Origin of the sequence: Marinomonas sp. A3A (assembly GCF_018336955.1) — a bacterium.
Lineage (GTDB): Bacteria > Pseudomonadota > Gammaproteobacteria > Pseudomonadales > Marinomonadaceae > Marinomonas > Marinomonas lutimaris.
This window is the reverse complement of sequence record NZ_CP025532.1, coordinates 2161991-2183395: the sequence shown is the minus strand read 5'-3', so window position 1 is coordinate 2183395 and position 21405 is coordinate 2161991. Positions and strand designations below refer to the sequence as shown.

Below are 21405 nucleotides of genomic sequence, written 5' to 3'. Positions count from 1 at the left end.
CTTTTAACCAACCCATTAAATTCAATTAAATAATTTATGATGGTGAAACACACCAACGAAATTGACAGCATGCTCCGGCAAAAAACTCACCTTCAACAGAAGCTAACGTCGCTGTTGTCATCGCAAAACTAACAGGCAAGGGCTCATCAACTAAAAAATCTATAAACTGATGAGCAAAAGGTTGATGAGTCACTAGCAAAATAGAATCATAAGACTGATCATTTAGCCAATTAGCCACATCCATACTTTGGCCTTCTGGTGTAATTAGAGGACAATCTTTCACCTCAACAGAAACATCAAGATCAGCCAAAAAAACTTTTGCTGTTTGCTGCGCCCTAATATAGGGACTGACAAAAACCACATCAAACATCTCGCTTTTGTTACGATAAGCACGGGCCACTGTTTTCACCTCAGCCACCCCTAGCTCTGTTAGCTCACGACGCTCATCGTGGTCATAACCATATGGTTGAGCATTGCCATGGCGCAAGACATATAGGCGCTTAAGCTTCTTCATCCGTATTCACCTGAGGCCATGGCTGAAATGGAAAAGGTTTTTCTTCTGACTCAAAAGACAAAAATGAGAAAATTTGACCAATAAAAGCCGTCACACTTTTTAACCAAGAAGACAATGTAACGGGTTCATGTTTGGAGCCTAATTTCACCAAGCTTACCAAAACAAGCAAAACACCAAATACAGTGACAGTAATATTCAAAACCACCCAATACAGCAGCATAAAAATCACACGAAACCAAAAACCTTGATCAGCATAACCTGGCTTAGACATTCTTATTCCCCTCATTTGTCGCAAATTCGACATCCCATTTTTGCTCGCCAGTCATCATCGAACCAATCAATGACTCCAGCTTAGCGCCTTCAAATAATAATTTAGATAAACCTTCCGCAAGAGGCATGTACAAGCCATGTTTATGCGCTTCATCCACCACCATTTTTAAGGTGTTAACCCCTTCCGCGACCTCACCAATCCCACCAATGGCTTCATCTAAGTCGTGACCCGAACCAATAGCAAATCCGACACGATAGTTTCGACTCAAAGGTGATGTACAAGTTGCAATTAAATCTCCCATTCCTGCCAAACCAAGAAATGTCATCGGGTTAGCACCAAAATGTACAGCAAACCGACTCATTTCAGCTAAGCTTCGAGTCATAATCATCGACATTGTGTTTTCGCCAACATTTAGAGCTTTAGCAAGACCACATACGATCGCATAAATGTTCTTCAACGCTCCAGCCAATTCAACACCGGTGCTGTCGGTATTTTCATATACTCTAAAAGTAGGAGACTTCAACAGCTCAATAACTCGCTGACGAACTTTGTCATCCGCACTGGCAATTACCGTTCCTGTCATCTGCCCTGCCGCGATTTCTTTCGCTAAGTTTGGACCGCTCAATACGCCAATTTTCTGAGTAATAGGGTTTCGACGCAAAACATCACTCATAAGTTCAAATCGATTTGGATTAAAACCTTTAGTCGTGCTAATTAATATTTTATCCGCTGTTAATAAAGGCTCAATACGCTGAACAACCTGTTCAAACGATTTAGAAGGAATTGATACAAAAATCGTATCACTATCGCGTATTGCTTGTTCTAGATTACTTGTCGCCAATAACTCACGATGCAAAGGAGCATTAGGCAAATAACGACTATTCAGCCCTGTCAGATTGATTTCCTCAACCTGCTCTTCATTACGCATCCACTGGCTAACTTGATGGCCATTTTTGGCCATAATATTTGCCAAGGCAGTACCAAAACTACCACCACCTAATACACACACAGAATGCTTCATAATGACCGTTTCTCTTTAAAAAATATCGTCTGACTATATAAAAACGAACAACACTAAGACGAACAACTCACTTCTAATGACTTACCCCACTCTGGCGCCCTTTGCGCCAACGCATCAGACTCCGTATGCTCATCGAATGGATGGGTAAGCACGTTCAATAAATGGCGGAAGGGCAAATAGTCCCCTTGCTCTGCGGCAAGAATCGCATCATGAGCCAAATAATTCCTTAGAATAAACTTCGGATTTACTGACAACATGGAAGCACTCACTTGAGCCCATTCCACATCACTTTTCATTCGCGCAGATTCATAACGCTCAAGCCAAGCCAACAGCCGCTCTCGATCAATTACTTCATCCAGTAAGAATGCGAATTCGCCTTGTTCATAGTGACTTAATAAACGAAAAAACACGGTGTAATCCATTTTTTCAGCGGCTAATATTGTAAACAACGCTGGCAATAATTCATGCACATCTTGCGTAGAGGTTAATCCCATTTTTCTCATCATCAATGAATCATAATGAGTCTGCAATTCTGGCTCATAACATTGCAAAATAGCGATAAGCTGATCGCGCTCAAGATGCTTTGAAAAACACCGCATCAAGCAATTGAGATTCCATAAACCCACACCTGGCTGACGAGAAAAAGCATAACGCCCCTCATGATCTGAATGATTACAAATCCAATCTGGCTCATAGTCTTCCATAAAGCCATAAGGACCATAATCAATCGTCTCACCAGTAAAAGAAAAATTATCTGTGTTCATAACGCCATGTTGAAAACCCACAGCTTGCCATTTAGCAATCATTCTTGCGGTACGTTTTACCACTTCAATTAACATGTTTTCTAAAGGAGAGTCTGCCGTTAAACAGTCTGGATAATAGTGCTTAAGACAATATTCAATCAACTGATCCAGTTCCACTTGCTTACCTTGATAAAAAAAGTATTCGAAGTGGCCAAATCGGATATGCCCTTGTGCAACCCTAAGCAGCATAGCCCCGGCCTCTGGCGTTTCTCGATACACTGCTTCTCGGCTGTCATAAAGCGCCAAAGCACGAGAAGAAGGCACCGATAGAGCAGTCATTGCCTCACTGGCCAAATACTCACGAATGCAAGAACGCAAAACAGCCCGACCATCCCCGCGTCGAGAATAAGGCGTAGGCCCAGCTCCTTTCATATGCAAATCATACAAAAGGCCATCTTGACCACGAACTTCCCCCAACAATACACCACGGCCATCACCCAATTGAGGTGAAAAGCCACCAAACTGGTGACCCGCGTAGACCATACTTATGCTAGAAGGCAAAGTCTCTTCGCCACTCAAAAGGCGTTTAGTTTCGGTAGACTTAATATTAATAGACAGAAAAGTAGCGAGCGATTGGTTAAATTCAACCAATCGCTGCTCTAGAAGTGGCTGGATAAGGGTTTTCGAAGAAAATGCCTCACCCAAACTTGCAAAATGGTGTTCTAAATTCATCTTATCTCACTTAAAAATTAAGCGATATTTATAGAGATGTATCAACCATGTACTCACAGCGGATGCTCTCACCAACGACTCTTTCGATTTCAGGAATCATGAAAGCATCGTCTTCACTGGCAAAACTCACAGATTTACCCGTTTCACCACCACGACCAGTACGGCCGATACGATGCACATAATCTTCTGGGTCTTCAGGTAACGAATAGTTTACAACTAATTCAACGTTGTCTACGTGTATACCACGTCCAGCAACGTCCGTTGCCACAAGAACTTGGATAATACCTTCTTTGAAGTTTGCCAAGGTTTTCACACGTTTATCTTGCGCAACTTCGCCAGACAATATCGCACAATTAATATTAGCTTTGCGTAAACGCTCATAAAGATCACGAGTTTCATCACGGCGGTTAGCAAAAATAATAGTGCGTTGGCCGCCATTTTTTTCGATCAACTGTTGCAATACTGGCCATTTCTGATCTGCTTCTACAGTATAAATAACCTGATCAATATTTTGGTTTGTCGCTTCTTTTGGGACAACAGACACTTCTTTAGGGAAGTAAGTCCATTGTTGTGCCAGTGCTTGAATATCTTTCGGAAAAGTCGCACTAAACAACATCGTCTGTCTTATTTCTTTATGCGGAGTCATACGAATAATGCTTTTTACATCTGGAATAAAACCCATAGACAACATGCGGTCAGCTTCATCTAACACCAAGCACTCCACTTTACCCAGTTGCACTTTGCGACTGCGGGCAAAATCTAACAAACGACCCGGTGTGGCAACCAAAATATCAACATTTTCAGTTTCTAATGCGATCTTTTGTTTTTCATAACTCAAGCCGCCAACTAAAGTCACAACATTCAAATGACAGTTCGACGTTAGCTTGACTGCCTCGTCAGCGATTTGTATCGCCAATTCACGAGTTGGTGCGATAATCAGACCACGTGCAAAATTATTCGCTCGTTTTTCTTCAAGAGGATAATCAAGAAAATCACTGATCATCGCAATTAAGAAAGCAGCTGTTTTACCTGTACCGGTTTGAGCCTGACCAATAATGTCATAACCTAATAATGTCATTGGCAAGGTTTCAGCTTGGATTTCACTGCAATATTCAAACCCCATTTCAGCAATAGACTTAATCACTCGATCAGGAAGATTTAAGTCGTGGAAGCGCATCTTGCCTTCAACATCAGCAACAGGAAAATCTTCTATGGACCAAATTTTAGAGTTTGCATTCCCTGCAGGCTTTGTCTCATTACTTACTTGTGTATTAGCTTGAACACTTGCAGGACTATCATCATTATTTCTTGGACGCTTATTTGGGCGACGTGTACGTTTTGGTTTTGCTGTGGTTTCTGATGGTGCTTCTTGAGTTTGGTTTTCCATATTGGAATCTATACGCTTCTATTGTGTTTTGAGGTTAATAATCTTTGCAAGGAGTGTACCTAATTGGTAAAGCTTTATCACCCCTTGCTTACGCTTTGTTGAACCTAGAGAAGGTACGAATAAGACATCTTATCTCAGCATGTGGATAAAAATCTGTTATTTGCACCTTCCAAAGCTACTGATAGTTATACGGCGGCAAGCTATTAATTAACTGCAAACCATAACGTTTAGTCCGCAAGCGCTTGTCCAAAATATGTATTTCACCCGTGTCTTTCTCGCTTCTCAGTAACCGTCCAGTCGCCTGCACTAAGCGTAAAGAGGCATCCGGTATGGTTATCTCCATAAATGGATTACCACCACGCTTCTGAATCCATTCAGCGAGTGTCGCTTCAACGGGATCATCTGGTACCGCAAAAGGAATCTTGGCGATATACACGCAGGTCAAATAATCACCTGGCAAATCCACACCTTCGGCAAAGCTGGCTAAACCTAGCAGCAAACTCCCCTTTCCGTCATCGATACGAGACTTATGCGAATCTAAAATAACTCGTTTAGATTGCTCACCTTGCATCAAGAGTATTTCTTGCAAACCAGCAGACACAGACTGAGCCACTTCTTCCATCTGACGTCGAGACGAAAACAACACCAAACTGCCCTTTTCCGTATTAACATGCTTATCTAAATAAGCAACAATTTCGGCGGTATGTTGCTCTACTCTATTAGGTTCATTCTCCATATCTGGAACCACTAAAAGACCATTTTCTTGAAAATTAAACGGACTAATAACGCGCAGATATTCGCTCTCGCGAGGCACACCTGAGCGCATATTAAAACGATGAAATTGATTCAACGCCGTCAACGTAGCAGACGTAACAACAGCACCGAAACATTTATCCCACAATTGCTGCTTTAATGTGTTCGCCGCAAGAATAGGAGAACCACCGAGTTCAATATCTTGCTCCATCCCTTGACCAGATAACACCAACCAACGAGCATTAGGAGGGTAGTTCTGATCATCAACGGTAGAATACAAACGCCATAGCCCAATGCATTGTTCTAAACGACCAAGAATGACACCCAAAATTGGTTGCCAAGTTTCCGCTGTTTCAGGTGTCACGCCCATCCCTTCATTTTGCTTAGTCTTTTTACATTCGTCTTGGATGCTTTCAATATTGTTGAATAATTTTTGATAAGACGTTTGCAAACTATAAGACAACTGACGCAGCTCATCTGGAATCTGACCGAATTCAAATCGGTGTTGATTATTTTCTTGGTCCAAGCCCAAGCCCTGAATATAAGGAGCTAAACCTTGCTGTGCGTATTGGATGAAGTTAACAATGCTTTGGATTTGCTGAGGGATTTTTAATAATAACTGCCCCGTTAAACTAACATCGTCTGTTAGCTCTTGCTTCAAATTAACCAGATTTTTTTCCAACTGACGCAACCAAGTAATGCTTTGCTGCAAACGAACTTCATGACGAAAGTGCCCTATCGCTTTATCAGGAAGATGATGACCCTCATCAAAAACATAGATGGTTTCTTTTGGTGGTGTCAGTATTGCACCGCCGCCCAATGACAAATCAGCCAACACCAAATCGTGGTTGGCAACGATCACATCGGCCACTTCAATCTCAGCACGCGCTTTAAAAAATGGACAAGCCGAATAATTAGCACAATTACGATTGGTGCATTGCTGATGATCTGTGGTTAAGCGACGCCAATCTTGATCTCGAACGATGCCAGCCCAATTATCTTTATCACCGTCCCAATCGCCTTTTTGCAAAGCTGCGTCCATTTCTTGATATAGAACCGTATTGATATCATCTGAATGTAGATGTTGCTCAAAAAGCCCAGCAAACATATCGTCCATTGACTGCTCTTCTGAGCTCAGAAACCCCTCAAGATTATTCAAGCATAAATAACGCCCTCGCCCTTTCGCAAGAGTGTATTTAAAAGTCAGCTCTGTATGCTCAAGCAAATCAGGCAATTCTTTATGCAAAATCTGCTCTTGAAGCGCCACAGTTGCAGTAGAAATAATTAATTTGAGACCACGGGCTTTTGCGATAGGAATCGCCGCAAGACAATAAGACAAGGTTTTACCCGTGCCTGTTCCAGCCTCGATAACGGCAACATGCTTCTCTTCAAGGCGCTCACCTTCCGAGCCTTGCTTAATGTTACCCAAGGTTCGAGCGATCGCACCAATCATCTGGCGCTGTCCAGCCCTTGGTTTATGGGACTTCGCATCTAAAGATGCTCGGTATGCAAGTTGAATCTGTTTTTTTAGTTCGTCTGAAAGCATTTATATCATTGAGTATAGTTAGGAATGCTGTATATAATAACAGTAACTGTATAAACAACCAGATAACCTATGATTAAATTAACCAAAAGACAATCTGACGTACTAGAAACCATTCGCGAATTTATTAGTGAAACAGGTTTTCCACCGACTAGAGCAGAAATAGCGCGCCGGCTTGGGTTTAAATCTCCTAACGCCGCCGAAGAGCATCTAAAGGCCTTAAGTAAAAAAGGTGCAATAGAGATGCTGTCTGGCGCATCAAGGGGAATACGCTTAATTGATCGTGCTTCAAATGACGACCCAACAGCGGACCTTGGCTTACCTGTTATCGGCAAAGTCGCTGCAGGTTACCCTATTTTAGCTCAGGAAAACATTGCTTCCCATGTGAACATCCCTGCAAACATGTTCTCTCCACAAGCCGATTACTTCTTGTCTGTCTCGGGAACCAGCATGAAAGACATCGGAATCATGGAAGGAGACCTATTAGCCGTCCATAAAACCACCACAGTGCGCAACGGCCAAATTGTCGTGGCCCGTATTGGTGACGAAGTAACGGTTAAACGCTTCGAGCAAAAAGGCAGTATCGTTCGACTAATTCCAGAGAATGAAGAATTCAACGACATCATTGTCGACCTTGAAAGCGAAGAGTTCGCCATTGAAGGTTTATCTGTTGGTGTGATTCGTCAAGGGCTTTAAGTAAGACCCTCCAAATCCGCACCTTGTAAATAAAAAAGCGAAGCTTAGGCTTCGCTTTTTTATTTCAGTTCATACTTCATTCCATCGACATCATCAAAGATGATTTAGTGCAAAATCTTAGGACGGAAATCTTCGTCATCAATATACTCTGAATCTTCATCAAAAAACGAATCATCTGAATATACAAAATCAATGCCCGCATGGAACATACATTTTGCCAACTCAAAGTAACGGTCTTTTAAATAAGATCGAGTATCATCTGAAATCTGCAATGTTGCTAATGGAACGGTTTCCTCACCATCTTCACTGGCTGGACGCAGCACAATATCGCCATTATCCAGCTCAACAATTTCTAGGTAGGACTCTTTCATATTCAATACTCTGATGACTCTTCTCTAAAACGTAATACCAATTCGACCAACTTGGTCAAATAGAAACTCACAGACGCACCCGCATCACTTCCACGGCCAATCAGATTGTCACTTTGTACCACTGATGACATAGAAGAACGGCATTCAAACTGAACCAAATACGCTTGATTCAACTGAGAACACCAGGAATCTGTTCGCGAAGACAAGTCCGCCAACTCTGCCAATACAGGAATAACAATTTGCTTATCTTCTGACTCAACCAATAACTTAACAACATCCAGCGACCCAGATAACGAATAAGCGGCAGTGACTTCTTTCAGCAAACCATTAAGAGCACTTCTTAACTGAAAAATAGCCGAGCTTTCCAGCCCGACTTTTAACCATGCCTCATCACTGTCTTGACTCTGCTTAATAAAGCGTCTTGCCGTATCGAGTTTTTGATTGGTTAAGCTAGCTAAACTGGCTCCGCTCATTTTTTCTTACCTTCCTCAATCACCCATTTAGAGCCAACATAAAATGCCTTCCAACCTGTTGGCTTGCCTTCTTCTTCCGTCATGACATATTGCTCTTTCGTCTTACGGCTATATCGAATGATGGCTGGGCGACCTTCAGAATCTTTTTTAGGCGCTTTTGCAAAAAAATGATACTTAGGATCTATTTGATCCATGTATGGGAGCAATTCTTCAACCAACGGTGCACGAGTTTCGCGTTTACGTGGAAATTGACTTGCCGCCAAAAACAAACCCGTTGCACCGTCACGAAGCACATAGTGATCTTCTACTTTTTGACAAGCAAGATCGGGCATTGGTACTGGATCCATCTTCGGTGGCGCAGCTTCACCACTCTTCAGTAACTTACGAGTATTTTTACACTCATCGTTAGTACAGCCAAAGTACTTACCAAAACGGCCAGTTTTAAGCTGCATTTCTGATCCACACTTATCGCACTCAAGAGTCGGGCCATCATAGCCTTTAATTTTAAAGACACCAGTTTCTACTTCGTAACCAGAACAAGCCGGATTATTACCACAAACATGAAGTTTACGATGCTCATCCATTAAATAGCTATCCATGGCCGAGCCACAAATTTTGCATCGATGCTTATTAATAAGCGCTTTAGATTCGCCTTCTTCATCATCTACGGCAATCGCTTCATCACCACGAGTCAAGTTGATGGTTGCTTTGCAACGCTCTTTTGGAGGCAAGGCATAACCAGAACAAGACATGAACACACCTGTACTCGCAGTACGGATCTGCATTGGTCGAGAGCAGGTTGGGCATTCTATGTCTGTTGGCGTTGGCTCATTTAGCATCATGCCGCCTTCTGGCGATTCTGCTTTAGCTAACACCGAGCTAAAATCTTTATAAAACGCATTAAGCGTTTTAATCCAATCTTTATTACCTTGAGCAATATCATCTAGCTGCTCTTCCATTTGAGCCGTAAAACTGAAATTCATCAAAGAATTAAAGCTATCGACCAAGCGCTCAGTAACGATATCACCCATTTTTTCAGCATAAAAACGACGATTTTCAACACGCACATAACCACGATCTTGGATCGTAGAAATGATAGAGGCATAAGTTGATGGGCGGCCAATTCCGCGCTTTTCAAGCTCTTTAACCAAACTTGCTTCACTAAAACGTGCTACAGGTTTAGTAAAATGCTGCTCAGGCAATAACTCTTTAAGCGCCAGATATTCACCCTGCCCCACGTCTGGCAAAATATTATCTTCGCCTTTTTTAGCAACCGTCTGCATAGCGCGAGTATAACCATCAAAGCGCAAAATACGTCCCTTGGCTTTAAACTCGTATTCACCACTGGTCACAGTAATAGTTGTAGAGGTGTATTCCGCAGGCGTCATTTGGCAGGCCATAAATTGGCTACGAATCAGATCGTACAAGCGATGCGCGTCTTTTTCCATGCCAAGTAAATCATCCACACGCACATTCACATCAGAAGGCCGAATGGCTTCATGCGCTTCTTGAGCGCCTTCTTTGCTACTGTAACGAATAGGATCAGCTGGTAAATAAGCCTCACCAAAGTTGGAAAGAATATAGCCTCTCAACGCCTCTACCGCATCAACACTTAAATTGGTCGAGTCAGTACGCATGTAAGTGATATAACCACCTTCATACAGGCGCTGAGCAAGCATCATGGTCTTCTTAACACCATAGCCCAAGCGAGTGCTTGCCGCTTGTTGTAACGTAGAAGTAATGAACGGCGCAGATGGCTTGCTGCTTGTTGGCTTGTCCTCTCGACTACTAACTAGGTATTTCGCATCATTTAAACGAGCAACATGCTCATCAGATTGCGCTTTGTTAACGGGTCGATATTCTTTATCTTGGTATTTTGCAGCCTCGAATTTAATAACTTCTTTCGATGGCGTCGCAAGCATTGCATCCAATTCCCAGAACTCATCAGGAATAAACGCACGAATCTCTTTTTCGCGCTCGACAATTAATCGCACAGCAACCGATTGAACTCGGCCAGCTGATAAACCTCTCGCCACTTTTGACCAAAGTAGCGGTGACACCATAAAGCCAACCACTCGGTCTAAGAAACGACGAGCTTGTTGAGCATTCACCCGATCCATATCTAATTCAGATGGTGTTTCAAATGCTGCTTTGATGGCTTTTTTTGTAATTTCGTTAAATACCACTCGCTTGTAGCGGCTATCATCACCACCAATGGCTTCACGAAGATGCCATGCTATTGCCTCTCCCTCTCTATCCAAATCGGTTGCGAGATAGATGGTGTCAGCATTTTTTGCCAAACGCTTTAATTCATCAACAACCTTTTCTTTACCCGGCAGAATTTCGTAGTGAGCCTTCCAGTTACTTTCTGGATCAACTCCCATTCTAGAAATTAACTGTTTACGCGCTTTGCTACTTTTATACTCAAGTTTTTCTTCCGGACTCATTTTACGCGTCAAAGCAGCTTGCTTTGCACGCTCTTGAGGCGTAGAGGTGGCAGTTGTACCTGAAGGTAAGTCACGAATGTGTCCCACACTCGATTTGACAATAAAGTCGTTACCTAGGTATTTGTTGATGGTTTTCGCCTTTGCTGGCGATTCCACGATAACCAGTGATTTTCCCATTGAACTGTGTAAGCCTTTTAATAAAGTAGGTCTGCAAATCCACGTTGCACGAAGTTTAATCTCTAGGGGCGCTGATATTAAGCAAACACCTTTTATATGACAAGCGATCCCTGTATTGTTTCACATATTAAATCTTGCTGAACTTAGTATTTCTTATTTAACATACTGAATTCGTTGCTTAAGGACAATCATGGCTACCCTTCAAATATTAACAATTGCAATTTTGATCATTATTGTACTTTTGTCTGTGGTCATTGGATCACGCGCACATCAAAAAGAAAAAGAAATTACTGAAAGACGCGTAAAACAATTGCAACTATCGAATCGTGCGGATCGCGTTGAGCAACATATCCGCGGTTTAAAGGATATTAATACCGATACCATTGCCACCGATGTGCTTTATGATTTCTATCTAGACACACTTCGAGAGCTTCTGCAATATTCTGATGATCCTGAAAAGATCGAAGTACGCATTGCAACCGCCGAAGAAGGTCGAGATAACGATCCGATTGAATTTAACCCAGAGCCCGATCTTTTTAGCTTCCAAGAAAAAACAAATTATAAAGAACGCCTTACGAAACTGGCTAAAATGTTACTTTATTTACGTCGCAAAGGACGTATAAGTAACACACACTATCAAGCCTGTTATGAATATCTTCGCTGGCTCAATTTGTGGATTCAACTAAACCGCCAAATGGTTCAAGCAAATAAAAACTTTGCCAGCGGAGATATGCGCGTTGCACAAACCCTGTATGGCGTAATATTGTCACACATTAAATCAGACGCAACAGAACGACCAGAAAAAAATACTCTCAAAAACTTCGTAACAGATCGAATGAAACAAATACTGTCACCTAAAATTGAAGCAATGAAAGACAGCGACAACCCAGAAGACGTATTGAGCGAACTCCTTCAAAACTTAGAAATCCCTAAGAACTCTTAAGCCTTTCAGCGTCACGCAATACGTCTTTTACGTGACGCTTTTTAACTCTACCAATGAATATATTAGTGTAGACAACTCATCCAAGACCAACTCATCGCCTGCCTCATCCCAATACAATGACACACTCTCTGGTGTTATTTTTATCGCCACAAGCAATGCCCCGTGTTTTTCCAACACTTTTTGGGCATCAGCAGTCAATGGAAATAATTCACTAGACCACCACCCATCAAGCAAGGCATTATATTTCCATACCTCATAAGGTAGCAGCCAAATACAATCTGGCAAGGAAGTCACAGGCTTCAATCGGTAAAAAGCATAAGCAATTGTTTTTTGCCTATTCATTGATTTATCCCACTTGTCAGGGAGATCAATTGATGTAAGCTGAACTGTGAGACCAAGTTTTCGAGCATGCATACGTAAAGCCATGCGTTGACGCTCTTTTTTAGGAGGCATAATCCATAACGCTGACCCCATTAAAGATAATGTAATGAAAATAACAATAAGAGCGGTCATATTTTAATGTCTCTCTAGTTTTAAACTAAAATAAATAAATCGAGCCAAATTTGGAGGTGTTCTATGATGTATAGCAGAATTCTACTCGCTGTTGACTTAACCGATGAAAGTATCAAGGTAGCTAACAAAGCCGTTGCACTTTGCAAAGCAACGGGTGCGGAACTTACCATACTTCATGTTATTGAATCACTCAATTATGCCTATGGTGGTGATGTCCCAATCGATATCACAGATATCCAAGCACAACTACAAGAAACAGCCAAAGAGCGAATTGCCATCCTTGAAGCTCAATTGGATGTTCCTGTTCAAGAAAGCTGCATTTCTCAAGGTGGCATAGAAAGCGAAATACACCGCATAGCCGAAGAGAAACGAGTCGATCTGATCGTAGTTGGAAGTCATGGTCGTCACGGTCTTGCTCTATTACTTGGATCCACAGCAAATGGCGTTCTTCACGGCGCACCATGCGACGTATTAGCGGTTAAAGTGGCTAAAGACAAAGACTAACGTAAACTAATCACACAATAAAAAAGGCGATGATCCCATCGCCTTTTTTCTTTTTAGATCAATACCTTAACTTCTGGTCCAAGTTGTCCCTTCTCGACTATCGAGAAGTTCAATTCCTTGACCAGCCAACTCATCACGTATCTCATCACTACGAGCAAAGTTTTTATCTTTGCGAGCTTGCGTTCTTTCGTCGATCAAAGCCTGTATTGCAGCTTCATCCAATCCCTCAGACACAGTGCTGTTTTGCAAAAAGTACTCTGGATCTTGATACAACAAGCCAAGCAATTCTGCCAAAGAGCGTAACTCTGCCGCCAACACTAACGCTTTGTCTGCATCTTCTGCTTTTGCTTTATTTAGTTCGCGAACTAGCTCAAACAACACAGAAACAGCAACCGCTGTATTAAAATCGTCTTTCATAGCCTCTTCAAAGCGCTCAGTGAAGACTGTCGGCTCAAATGATTCAGCAACTGGCTGCTGACGCAATGCAGTGTAAAGACGCTCTAGAGCAACCTTAGCTTCCATCAAACTTTGATCGGAGTAATCAATCGCACTACGATATTGACTTGAAACCATCAGGTAACGAACCACCTCAGGGTTAAACTTAGCCAAGACATCGCGCACTGTAAAAAAGTTACCCAAAGATTTTGACATTTTTTCGTTATTAACACGAACCGCACCACAGTGCATCCAGTAGTTAACATAATCCTTACCAGTCGCTGCTTCAGACTGAGCAATTTCGTTTTCATGATGCGGAAACTTAAGATCAGGCCCGCCGCCATGAATATCAAAATGACTACCAAGACAGTTAGTCGACATGGCAGAACATTCAATGTGCCAACCAGGACGACCATCACCCCAAGGAGAAGGCCAAGATACTTCGCCAGCTTTCGCTTGTTTCCACAAAACGAAATCCGCTGGATGCTCTTTGGCTACTTCAACATCAATACGCGCACCAGCTAACATATCTTCAAGCTTACGGTTATTCAGCTTACCGTAATCTTTGAATTTAGTGGCTCGATAATAAACATCACCTGAAGTGCCCTGATAAGCAAAACCTTTATCAATAAGGATTTGCACCATATCGATAATTTCTTGCATGAACTCAGTGGCTTTTGGCTCACGATCTGGCATTTTATTACCAAGACGCAGTTCATCTTCACGCTGTGCAGCAATCATACGCTCAGTTAACGACTGCGTTGATTCGTTATTTTCTTCTGCACGCTTAATGATCTTGTCATCAACATCGGTAATGTTGCGAACGTAATTCAGCTCATAACCGAGATGACGAATAAAACGCGAAATAATATCAAAGGAGATCATCGCGCGAGCATGTCCAATGTGGCAGAAGTCGTATACCGTGTTACCACAGACATACATACCCACTTTGCCTTCTTCAATGGGTTTGAAAATTTCTTTCTTCCCGCTTAGGGTGTTGTAAATCTTCAACATGCGATTAATTTCCTTTTGCTTCGATTTTCGCCCAAGAATCACGTAATGTCACAGTACGGTTAAATACCATACCGTCTTCTTTCAGATCGCGACAGAAGTACCCTTCACGCTCAAACTGGAAGCCTTGACCTTTGTCAGACGCCAACAAAGATGGCTCAACTTTAGCATTTGTCAATACCGTCAAAGACTCTGGATTAATAAAGTCTAAGAAATTCTTATCTTCATAATTTGCATCAGGCGCTTCATTTACGAACAAACGATCATAAAGATTAACTGTTGCATCTACTGAATGTTTTGCGCTCACCCAATGAATCACACCTTTTGGTTTGTAATCTTCTGGATTCACACCAAGCGTGTTTTCATCATAGCGACAAAGTAATTCGACCACTTCGCCCGCTTCGTTTTTAATCGCTTTATCACAAGTAATGACGTAACCGCCACGAAGACGAACAGCACCATCAAGTGTCAAACGCTTCCATTTACGAGGAGGCACTTCGGCAAAATCCGCAGCATCTATGTATAACTCTTTGCTAAACGGCACTTCACGAGTGCCAGCATCTTCGTTTTTCGGATGATTGCTAACAGTGAAGATTTCTTCTTTGTCTGCTGGGTAGTTGGTCAAGGTCACCTTAATAGGATTTAGCACAACCATGACGCGATTTGCGCTTGCATCCAAATCTTCACGAATAGCATGTTCTAGCATACCAACATCCACAACACTGTCAGACTTGGTCACACCAATACGTTCACAGAAGTTACGGATGGACAAAGATGTATAACCACGACGACGCAAACCAGAAATCGTAGGCATCCGTGGGTCATCCCAACCATGTACATGCTTTTCATCTACTAACTGCTTCAATTTACGTTTACTTGTCACTGTGTAGTTTAAGTTCAAACGAGCAAATTCAATTTGCTGTGGATGAGCTGTTTTTAACGTCTCCAATACCCAATCATACAAAGGACGATGATCTTGGAATTCCAATGTACATACAGAGTGAGTAATGTTTTCCAATGCATCAGACAAGCAATGAGTGAAGTCATACATTGGGTATACACACCATTTGTCACCTGTTTGGTGATGGTGCACATGGCGAACACGATAAACGATCGGATCGCGCATATTGATATTTGGGCTCGCCATATCAATTTTAGCACGCAGAACCACTTCGCCATCTTTGTATTTACCATTTCTCATGTCCATAAAAATAGCCATGTTTTCTTTAACGGTACGATCACGGAATGGGCTATTTTTACCTGGCTCTTTTAGGGTGCCACGGTATTCCCGCATTTGCTCAGCATTAAGTTCACAAGCATAAGCTTTGCCTGCCTGAATAAGCTGCACAGCAAAATCAAATAACTGATCAAAATAGTCTGAAGCAAACTTAGGTTCGCCTTTCCATTCAAAACCAAGCCATTCAACATCACGCTTAATAGACTCAATGTATTCAACACTTTCCTTCTCTGGGTTAGTGTCATCGAAACGTAGATTACATTGACCGTTGTAACGCTGCGCTAAGCCAAAATTAAGGCAAATAGATTTAGCATGGCCGATATGTAAGTAGCCATTTGGTTCAGGTGGAAAGCGAGTAAGAACCTTACCGCCATGCTTGCCTGATTCGTTATCTTTATCAATGATTTGGGTAATGAAATTACCTGGTTTAGACGTTTCTGACATGTTTGATGTAAGTCCCGATAAGTGTTGGTCTAACAATATTGTTACTTTGATCGGCAAGTATATAGTATTTAGGTTTCCATGGGATATTGAGCAGAAAATCTTTTCTGCCTTTTTCTCTTTTTTATAAAGAAAATCCGTATTTCGCCACGAAAAAAACCAAAACGCCCACTAGAATAGTTAGCAATTGCTGCTGACGCCAAATACCCACAACAAAAGCCGCTAACGCACCAAGTAACCAAGGGTTAGATAGCGAAATATCTATCTGCTGCGTTGGCATCAAAATCATCGGTGTGATGATGGCTGTCAAAACCGCAACGGGAACAAACTTCAACGCTTTTTCAATAAAAGTAGGCATGACAACTTTATCTGCTCGTGCAAACAAAACAAACCTCACGCCAAAGGTCACAGCAAACATGCCAAGAATAATGATAGTCCCTTGCCACAAAGTCATTTGCTTACCTCTTGCATACTTGCTTCTGATTTTGAAATTGTTTTATTAGAAGAATCACTCACAAATCCCATTGCCACACCGATTACCGCAGAGACCAGCAGCCCTAAATTATTTGGCAAATCAGATAGAATAATTGACGACACACCAGCACTTAACAAGCACAACCAAAAAGCTTTATGTTTCAAATATGGTGTAATGATGCCAATAAAGGTCGCCACCATTGCAAACTCTAACCCCCACTCACTCATCCCGGGAATTAGTTCACCGGACAGAACGCCTAAAACCGTGGTCACATTCCACATGATATAAAACGAGAGAAACGAACCGAGGTAGACTTTATGGCCATTTTTTTCATCTGCTGAACCTACTTCATACATGGGGCGAACCGCTGCATAAGTTTCATCAGTCAGACCAAAGCCCATGACAATTCTCATCGACATAGGTAAATGTTTCACAAACTTAACTAGATCTGCTGCGTACAAAAGATGGCGTAAATTAACGATAAAGGTTGTCGAAACAATTACCCAGATGGGTGCATGTAATGCGATCAAGCCAAGTGCGACAAATTGTGCAGAGCCAGCAAACACAAAGGCCGACATAGCAACAGCAAACCAAGGACTCAATCCATAGCTGGATGCTAACGAACCAAACAGCAAACCAAATGGTATGCCGCCAATAATCATAGGAATGGAGGCAATAGCACCTCGCCGCATATCTTGTATTGTATTCATGAAAGATCTCGATTCGTTTTCAATATTAATAATTTTTCCATATAGACATCCGCTCTTGCGTACAAGGAAGGGATCGGAAATGGTTTCTCAACAAAACCGTTTTTATCATAAAGATGCCGTGCTACGTCTAAACAAGATGCCGTTTCTAGTGATAATGTTGAAAAACCACCTTGAGTAGCAAAATCAATCGCAGTTGACAGCAAGCGTTGAGCAATCCCTTTACCTTGAGCGTGCTCAGCAACTGACAATTTAAACACTTCTCCTTTTTTGAGATCAGAAGAACCGCCCTCCATAGAAGCAAAAGCAATAGTTCCAACGACTGAATGAACCGATTTTGTTTTGCGAATCGCCACCCAAACCACCCCGCCTTTTTCAATGATTTCTTGATTAGGGTTGCTTAGGGTGATTCGATCCTTTTCAACAATATGATTAGGAAAGTAACGCTCCAGCCAAGCCATATTAAGATCATAAAACGCTTTTTCGTGCTGCGTTTCTAGCAAGACAATTTCAATAGGCTCTAAACGGTCCAGTACCTTATCCGCCAAACTGCTACTCAAAACCTGTGACTCCAAGCTAGACAAACTAGCCATGAAATTTTCACTAGAAAAAGCGGTCATTTTTTCAAGGATGATTTTCATTTCTTGTAACACTGGCTCTACACGTTGCATAGCGCTTAGGCCAAACGCAGAAAGGCACAAGGAAGATCTTCGCTGATCTTGCTCATCGACCGTTTTCTCTAACAAGTTTTCTTTGATCATCTTAGTGGTTTGCTTGCTCACCGCTGGATGACTTAGATGCAAGCGTTCAGCAATTTCCATCACGGACAAACTGCCTGTTTTTTGCAACAACCTAAGGATGGGGAAGTAGGTTGCTGAAATAGGTATATCGCACTGGGAATAGATTTCTTGTACTTGAATAAACAAGTGATCACTTAACCGCTTCAATCGACTACCTAGTGTTAATACTCCAAATTGTTCCATACGATTTCCAATATACAAACTTGATTAATAAAAAACATAAAAAAATAGGTAACCAGTTACGCAAATAAAATTATCGCAAAGCTTAAGTGGTTACAAGCCCTATTTCCTCTTAGATTTCTAGTTTGAATGATTGGCTGTCTGCTATACTCCGCGCTTTATCAACCCTCGCCTTGCTACTGTAATTTTTACAGAGGCTAATGAGGTTTATTTTGAGGAGCCAAAAGATGTCTGAAAAAGCCGTCGTTGTATATTCAGGAGGAATGGATTCTTTTACCGTTCTGAATACAGCAATTCAAAACGGATTGGATGTTTATGCTTTATCCTTTAACTACGGACAAAAGCACAGTAAAGAATTAGAAGTCGCCGCACGAGCCTGCCGTGAATTAGGCGTATCCCATAAAGTTGTCGATATCACCGCAATCAATAGCCTAATGGCAAACTCATCGCTCACCAGTGATGCAGAAATTCCAGAAGGCCATTACGAAGACGACAACATGAAGTCTACCGTAGTGCCAAATCGCAACATGGTCTTGCTTTCTATGGCGATTGCTTATGCCGTTTCATTAGAAGCAGGCAAAGTCTATTACGGTGCTCATTCAGGCGATCACCATATTTATCCTGATTGCCGTCCAGAATTTGTGGAAGCGATGAACGCGGTATCTAAAATTGCCAATTATCAGTCTGTAGAAATCGTCACGCCATTTTTACATTCATCAAAAGGTGAGATCTTAAAAGCCGGATTGGATATGAACCTTAACTATGCCAATACATGGACTTGTTACAATGGTCGCGAAAAATCTTGTGGTAAATGTGGCGCTTGCTACGAACGTTTAGAAGCGTTTGCAGAACAAGGCCAAACAGATCCATTGGATTACGAAGCTTAAACAAGAAGTTAGACAAAGAATTATTCCTGATTTTAGTGTGTTTGTTTTAGTGCCGATTGGTTTTTGTTCCACAAATCCCCAATTTGGCGATTAAATTATCAACTAAAGTTATAACCCTTACCTCGACTGTTTTTCGAGATGCTGCTTGTCAGTATGTAATAGGTATAACCAAATGTATTCTATTAAAGAAGCCTTTTATTCGTTACAAGGCGAAGGTGCGCATGCTGGACGCCCTGCTCTATTTTGTCGTTTTACCGGCTGTAATTTATGGTCTGGCTTAGAAAAAACACGCGCTAAATCCGAATGCCAGTTTTGTGACACCGATTTTATCGGTACAGATGGGCAACATGGCGGAAAATTCAAAACCGCCGAACTATTACGGGCCCATATAGATGCGCTTTGGCCGGAAGGTCAAGGACACAAATACGTTGTTTTTACTGGCGGCGAACCTGCTCTTCAGCTGGATACCGAGCTGATTGCTGAAATGAAGCGATACGGTTATACCATCGCGATTGAAACGAATGGCACTATGGTATTACCCGATGGGATTGATTGGATATGTGTTAGCCCAAAAACAGCTAAACCCTTAGTTGTAACCAAAGGCAATGAACTCAAGCTGGTATATCCACAATCACATATTTCACCTGATTTATTTGAAAAGCTAAATTTTCAGCACTTTTACCTTCAACCGATGGATCAAAGTCACTTAACAGCAGATCAAATTCCACTCGTTGACACTCAACAAGCCACTTTACATTATTGTTTATCGCATCCACGGTGGCGTCTTAGCTTACAAACACATAAAATGCTCAACATTGATTAGATAAACGACACTTTACTATTAATTAAACAAGGAATCTTAAATGATTATTCTACACACAAATCACGGTGACATTCACGTTGAACTAGATTACGAGAAAGCGCCAAAATCTGCGAAAAATTTTGAAGATTATGTCACTTCTGGCTTTTACGATGGCGTTATTTTCCATCGTGTAATCAATGGCTTCATGGTTCAAGGTGGTGGCTTTGAACCAGGTATGACTCAAAAAGAAACTCGTACTGCAATTGAAAACGAAGCAGACAATGGACTTAAAAATGAAGTTGGTACATTAGCGATGGCTCGCACCATGGACCCACACTCGGCTTCTGCGCAGTTTTTCATCAACGTTGCAGACAACAGCTTCCTAAACCACCGCAGCAAAACGCCAGATGGTTGGGGCTACGCAGTATTTGGTAGAGTAACCGCCGGTATGGACATCGTTAACAAAATCAAAGAAGTGAAAACAACAATGAAGTCAGGACACCAAGACGTTCCTGCTGAAGACGTTATCATTGAAAGCGCTGAACTGGTAAAAAGCGAAGGCTAATGATTCGTTATTTTATTTCAGATCTACATCTAAGTGACAAACGCCCGGATTTAATCCGAGCGTTTGTACAAATGAGTAAAGAGCTTATTGCACGTGAAGAAAAGGCAACACTGTATATTTTAGGAGATTTCTACGAAGCTTGGATCGGTGACGATTATCAGGCAAATTGGAATACTGAAATAGAAAATGCCTTAACTGAGCTGTCTGAGTCTGGAATCGCTTTGTACTTTTTACATGGCAACCGAGACTTCTTGATAGGTAGCGATTGGATCAGTCGTGTTGGTGCTACGCTTATTCAAGAACAAACCAAGTTACTTCTTGAAGATAACGCTGTGCTGTTAACACATGGTGACGAATACTGTTTGGAAGATACTGAATACCAAGCATTCAGGAAAACGGTACGCTCCAGCGCTTGGCAGGAACATATTCTTGCTTTGCCGCTTGAGCAACGTGTCGCGTTAGCAGCCCAACTTCGCAATGACAGCAAATCAATGGCATCTGATAAATCCATATCAATCATGGACATCACGCCATCGGCTGTTGAAGAGTCTTTAGCGCAACACCACTGCAAAACATTGATACATGGTCACACACATCGCCCTAATGTACACAAAAACGATCAGCATCTGCGCTGTGTACTTGGTGATTGGGATGACTCTATCTGGCTAGCGAGCATTGAAGGTAATACCTACACTCAAAGCAAAGCTTCTGTAGATAATTTCTTGCAGAACGGATTAGCTGGACTAGAAGCGATTCATAAAGAAACGCTTTATTAGA

At 41.9% G+C, this 21405-nt stretch carries 22 protein-coding genes; 7 read left to right on the top strand and 15 right to left on the bottom strand.

The genetic code is table 11. From position 1 onward, the window contains the following. Nucleotides 1-34 precede the first annotated feature (34 nt). The 6 genes from sixA to dinG form a co-directional block, all read right to left on the bottom strand. Complete coding sequence (gene sixA, locus CYL31_RS10080; protein ID WP_212918776.1) at nucleotides 35-514, bottom strand: phosphohistidine phosphatase SixA; 480 nt, start codon at nucleotides 512-514, stop codon at nucleotides 35-37. Continuing rightward, nucleotides 501-785 (bottom strand): DUF4389 domain-containing protein, encoded by a 285-nt coding sequence (locus CYL31_RS10075; protein WP_212918775.1) that lies wholly within the window; start codon nucleotides 783-785, stop codon nucleotides 501-503. The genes sixA and CYL31_RS10075 overlap by 14 nt, the downstream gene beginning before the upstream one ends. Then, on the bottom strand, nucleotides 778-1806 hold the full coding sequence (locus CYL31_RS10070; RefSeq protein WP_212918774.1) for an NAD(P)H-dependent glycerol-3-phosphate dehydrogenase: 1029 nt from the start codon (nucleotides 1804-1806) through the stop codon (nucleotides 778-780). The genes CYL31_RS10075 and CYL31_RS10070 overlap by 8 nt, the downstream gene beginning before the upstream one ends. A gap of 53 nt (nucleotides 1807-1859) precedes the next feature. Further along, a complete protein-coding gene (locus tag CYL31_RS10065; protein ID WP_212918773.1) occupies nucleotides 1860-3281 on the bottom strand; it encodes a protein adenylyltransferase SelO in 1422 nt (473 codons plus the stop codon). A 28-nt stretch (nucleotides 3282-3309) separates the two neighbouring features. Beyond that, nucleotides 3310-4668, bottom strand: coding sequence for a DEAD/DEAH box helicase (locus tag CYL31_RS10060; RefSeq protein WP_212918772.1), 1359 nt, complete (start codon nucleotides 4666-4668; stop codon nucleotides 3310-3312). 175 nt (nucleotides 4669-4843) lie between these two features. Continuing rightward, nucleotides 4844-6967, bottom strand: a complete 2124-nt coding sequence (gene dinG, locus CYL31_RS10055; RefSeq protein ID WP_212918771.1) for an ATP-dependent DNA helicase DinG — start codon at nucleotides 6965-6967, stop codon at nucleotides 4844-4846. 69 nt (nucleotides 6968-7036) lie between these two features. On the opposite strand from dinG, the gene lexA reads away from it, so the two are divergent. After that, nucleotides 7037-7660 (top strand): transcriptional repressor LexA, encoded by a 624-nt coding sequence (gene lexA, locus CYL31_RS10050; RefSeq protein WP_212918770.1) that lies wholly within the window; start codon nucleotides 7037-7039, stop codon nucleotides 7658-7660. Nucleotides 7661-7764: 104 nt separating this feature from the next. On the opposite strand, the gene CYL31_RS10045 is transcribed toward lexA, so the two are convergent. The 3 genes from CYL31_RS10045 to topA are packed head-to-tail and all read right to left on the bottom strand — an operon-like array spanning nucleotide 7765 to nucleotide 11128. After that, the gene (locus CYL31_RS10045; RefSeq protein ID WP_212918769.1) at nucleotides 7765-8031 is read right to left on the bottom strand and encodes a hypothetical protein; all 267 of its coding nucleotides are present in this window, start codon (nucleotides 8029-8031) and stop codon (nucleotides 7765-7767) included. A 2-nt stretch (nucleotides 8032-8033) separates the two neighbouring features. After that, nucleotides 8034-8504, bottom strand: a complete 471-nt coding sequence (locus tag CYL31_RS10040; protein ID WP_212918768.1) for a DUF6586 family protein — start codon at nucleotides 8502-8504, stop codon at nucleotides 8034-8036. Then, entirely contained in the window at nucleotides 8501-11128 is a 2628-nt protein-coding gene (topA, locus tag CYL31_RS10035) for a type I DNA topoisomerase (RefSeq protein ID WP_212918767.1), read from the bottom strand. The genes CYL31_RS10040 and topA overlap by 4 nt, the downstream gene beginning before the upstream one ends. 190 nt (nucleotides 11129-11318) lie before the next feature. On the opposite strand from topA, the gene CYL31_RS10030 reads away from it, so the two are divergent. After that, nucleotides 11319-12071: a DNA topoisomerase I gene (locus CYL31_RS10030; protein ID WP_212918766.1), complete on the top strand. Its 753-nt coding sequence runs from the start codon at nucleotides 11319-11321 to the stop codon at nucleotides 12069-12071. A gap of 27 nt (nucleotides 12072-12098) precedes the next feature. Here the strand turns inward: CYL31_RS10030 and CYL31_RS10025 are convergent, their stop codons facing one another. Beyond that, a complete protein-coding gene (locus CYL31_RS10025; RefSeq protein ID WP_212918765.1) occupies nucleotides 12099-12584 on the bottom strand; it encodes a hypothetical protein in 486 nt (161 codons plus the stop codon). Nucleotides 12585-12647: 63 nt separating this feature from the next. On the opposite strand from CYL31_RS10025, the gene CYL31_RS10020 reads away from it, so the two are divergent. Beyond that, nucleotides 12648-13088 carry a universal stress protein gene (locus CYL31_RS10020; RefSeq protein WP_212918764.1) on the top strand — a complete coding sequence of 147 codons (441 nt, stop codon included), beginning with the start codon at nucleotides 12648-12650 and terminating at the stop codon, nucleotides 13086-13088. A gap of 66 nt (nucleotides 13089-13154) precedes the next feature. Here the strand turns inward: CYL31_RS10020 and cysS are convergent, their stop codons facing one another. The 5 genes from cysS to CYL31_RS09995 form a co-directional block, all read right to left on the bottom strand. Beyond that, entirely contained in the window at nucleotides 13155-14537 is a 1383-nt protein-coding gene (cysS, locus tag CYL31_RS10015; protein ID WP_212918763.1) for a cysteine--tRNA ligase, read from the bottom strand. Between the two features lie 4 nt (nucleotides 14538-14541). Next, the gene (locus tag CYL31_RS10010) at nucleotides 14542-16215 is read right to left on the bottom strand and encodes a glutamine--tRNA ligase/YqeY domain fusion protein (RefSeq protein WP_212918762.1); all 1674 of its coding nucleotides are present in this window, start codon (nucleotides 16213-16215) and stop codon (nucleotides 14542-14544) included. 121 nt (nucleotides 16216-16336) lie between these two features. Beyond that, entirely contained in the window at nucleotides 16337-16666 is a 330-nt protein-coding gene (locus tag CYL31_RS10005) for an AzlD domain-containing protein (protein WP_212918761.1), read from the bottom strand. Then, nucleotides 16663-17397 carry an AzlC family ABC transporter permease gene (locus CYL31_RS10000; protein WP_212918760.1) on the bottom strand — a complete coding sequence of 245 codons (735 nt, stop codon included), beginning with the start codon at nucleotides 17395-17397 and terminating at the stop codon, nucleotides 16663-16665. The genes CYL31_RS10005 and CYL31_RS10000 overlap by 4 nt, the downstream gene beginning before the upstream one ends. Further along, the gene (locus CYL31_RS09995; protein WP_212918759.1) at nucleotides 17394-18377 is read right to left on the bottom strand and encodes a bifunctional helix-turn-helix transcriptional regulator/GNAT family N-acetyltransferase; all 984 of its coding nucleotides are present in this window, start codon (nucleotides 18375-18377) and stop codon (nucleotides 17394-17396) included. Before CYL31_RS09995 ends, CYL31_RS10000 begins: the two co-directional genes overlap by 4 nt. Nucleotides 18378-18601: 224 nt before the next feature. Here CYL31_RS09995 and queC point away from each other — a divergent pair, with 224 nt between their 5' ends. The 4 genes from queC to CYL31_RS09975 all read left to right on the top strand — a co-directional run bounded on the left by queC (nucleotide 18602) and on the right by CYL31_RS09975 (nucleotide 21404). Next, nucleotides 18602-19261, top strand: a complete 660-nt coding sequence (queC, locus tag CYL31_RS09990) for a 7-cyano-7-deazaguanine synthase QueC (protein WP_212918758.1) — start codon at nucleotides 18602-18604, stop codon at nucleotides 19259-19261. A 172-nt stretch (nucleotides 19262-19433) separates the two neighbouring features. Further along, nucleotides 19434-20084 carry a 7-carboxy-7-deazaguanine synthase gene (gene queE, locus CYL31_RS09985; protein WP_212918757.1) on the top strand — a complete coding sequence of 217 codons (651 nt, stop codon included), beginning with the start codon at nucleotides 19434-19436 and terminating at the stop codon, nucleotides 20082-20084. Nucleotides 20085-20124: 40 nt separating this feature from the next. Then, nucleotides 20125-20628: a peptidylprolyl isomerase gene (locus CYL31_RS09980; protein WP_212918756.1), complete on the top strand. Its 504-nt coding sequence runs from the start codon at nucleotides 20125-20127 to the stop codon at nucleotides 20626-20628. Beyond that, nucleotides 20628-21404 carry a UDP-2,3-diacylglucosamine diphosphatase gene (locus CYL31_RS09975; protein WP_212918755.1) on the top strand — a complete coding sequence of 259 codons (777 nt, stop codon included), beginning with the start codon at nucleotides 20628-20630 and terminating at the stop codon, nucleotides 21402-21404. Before CYL31_RS09980 ends, CYL31_RS09975 begins: the two co-directional genes overlap by 1 nt. Nucleotide 21405: the final 1 nt, after the last annotated feature.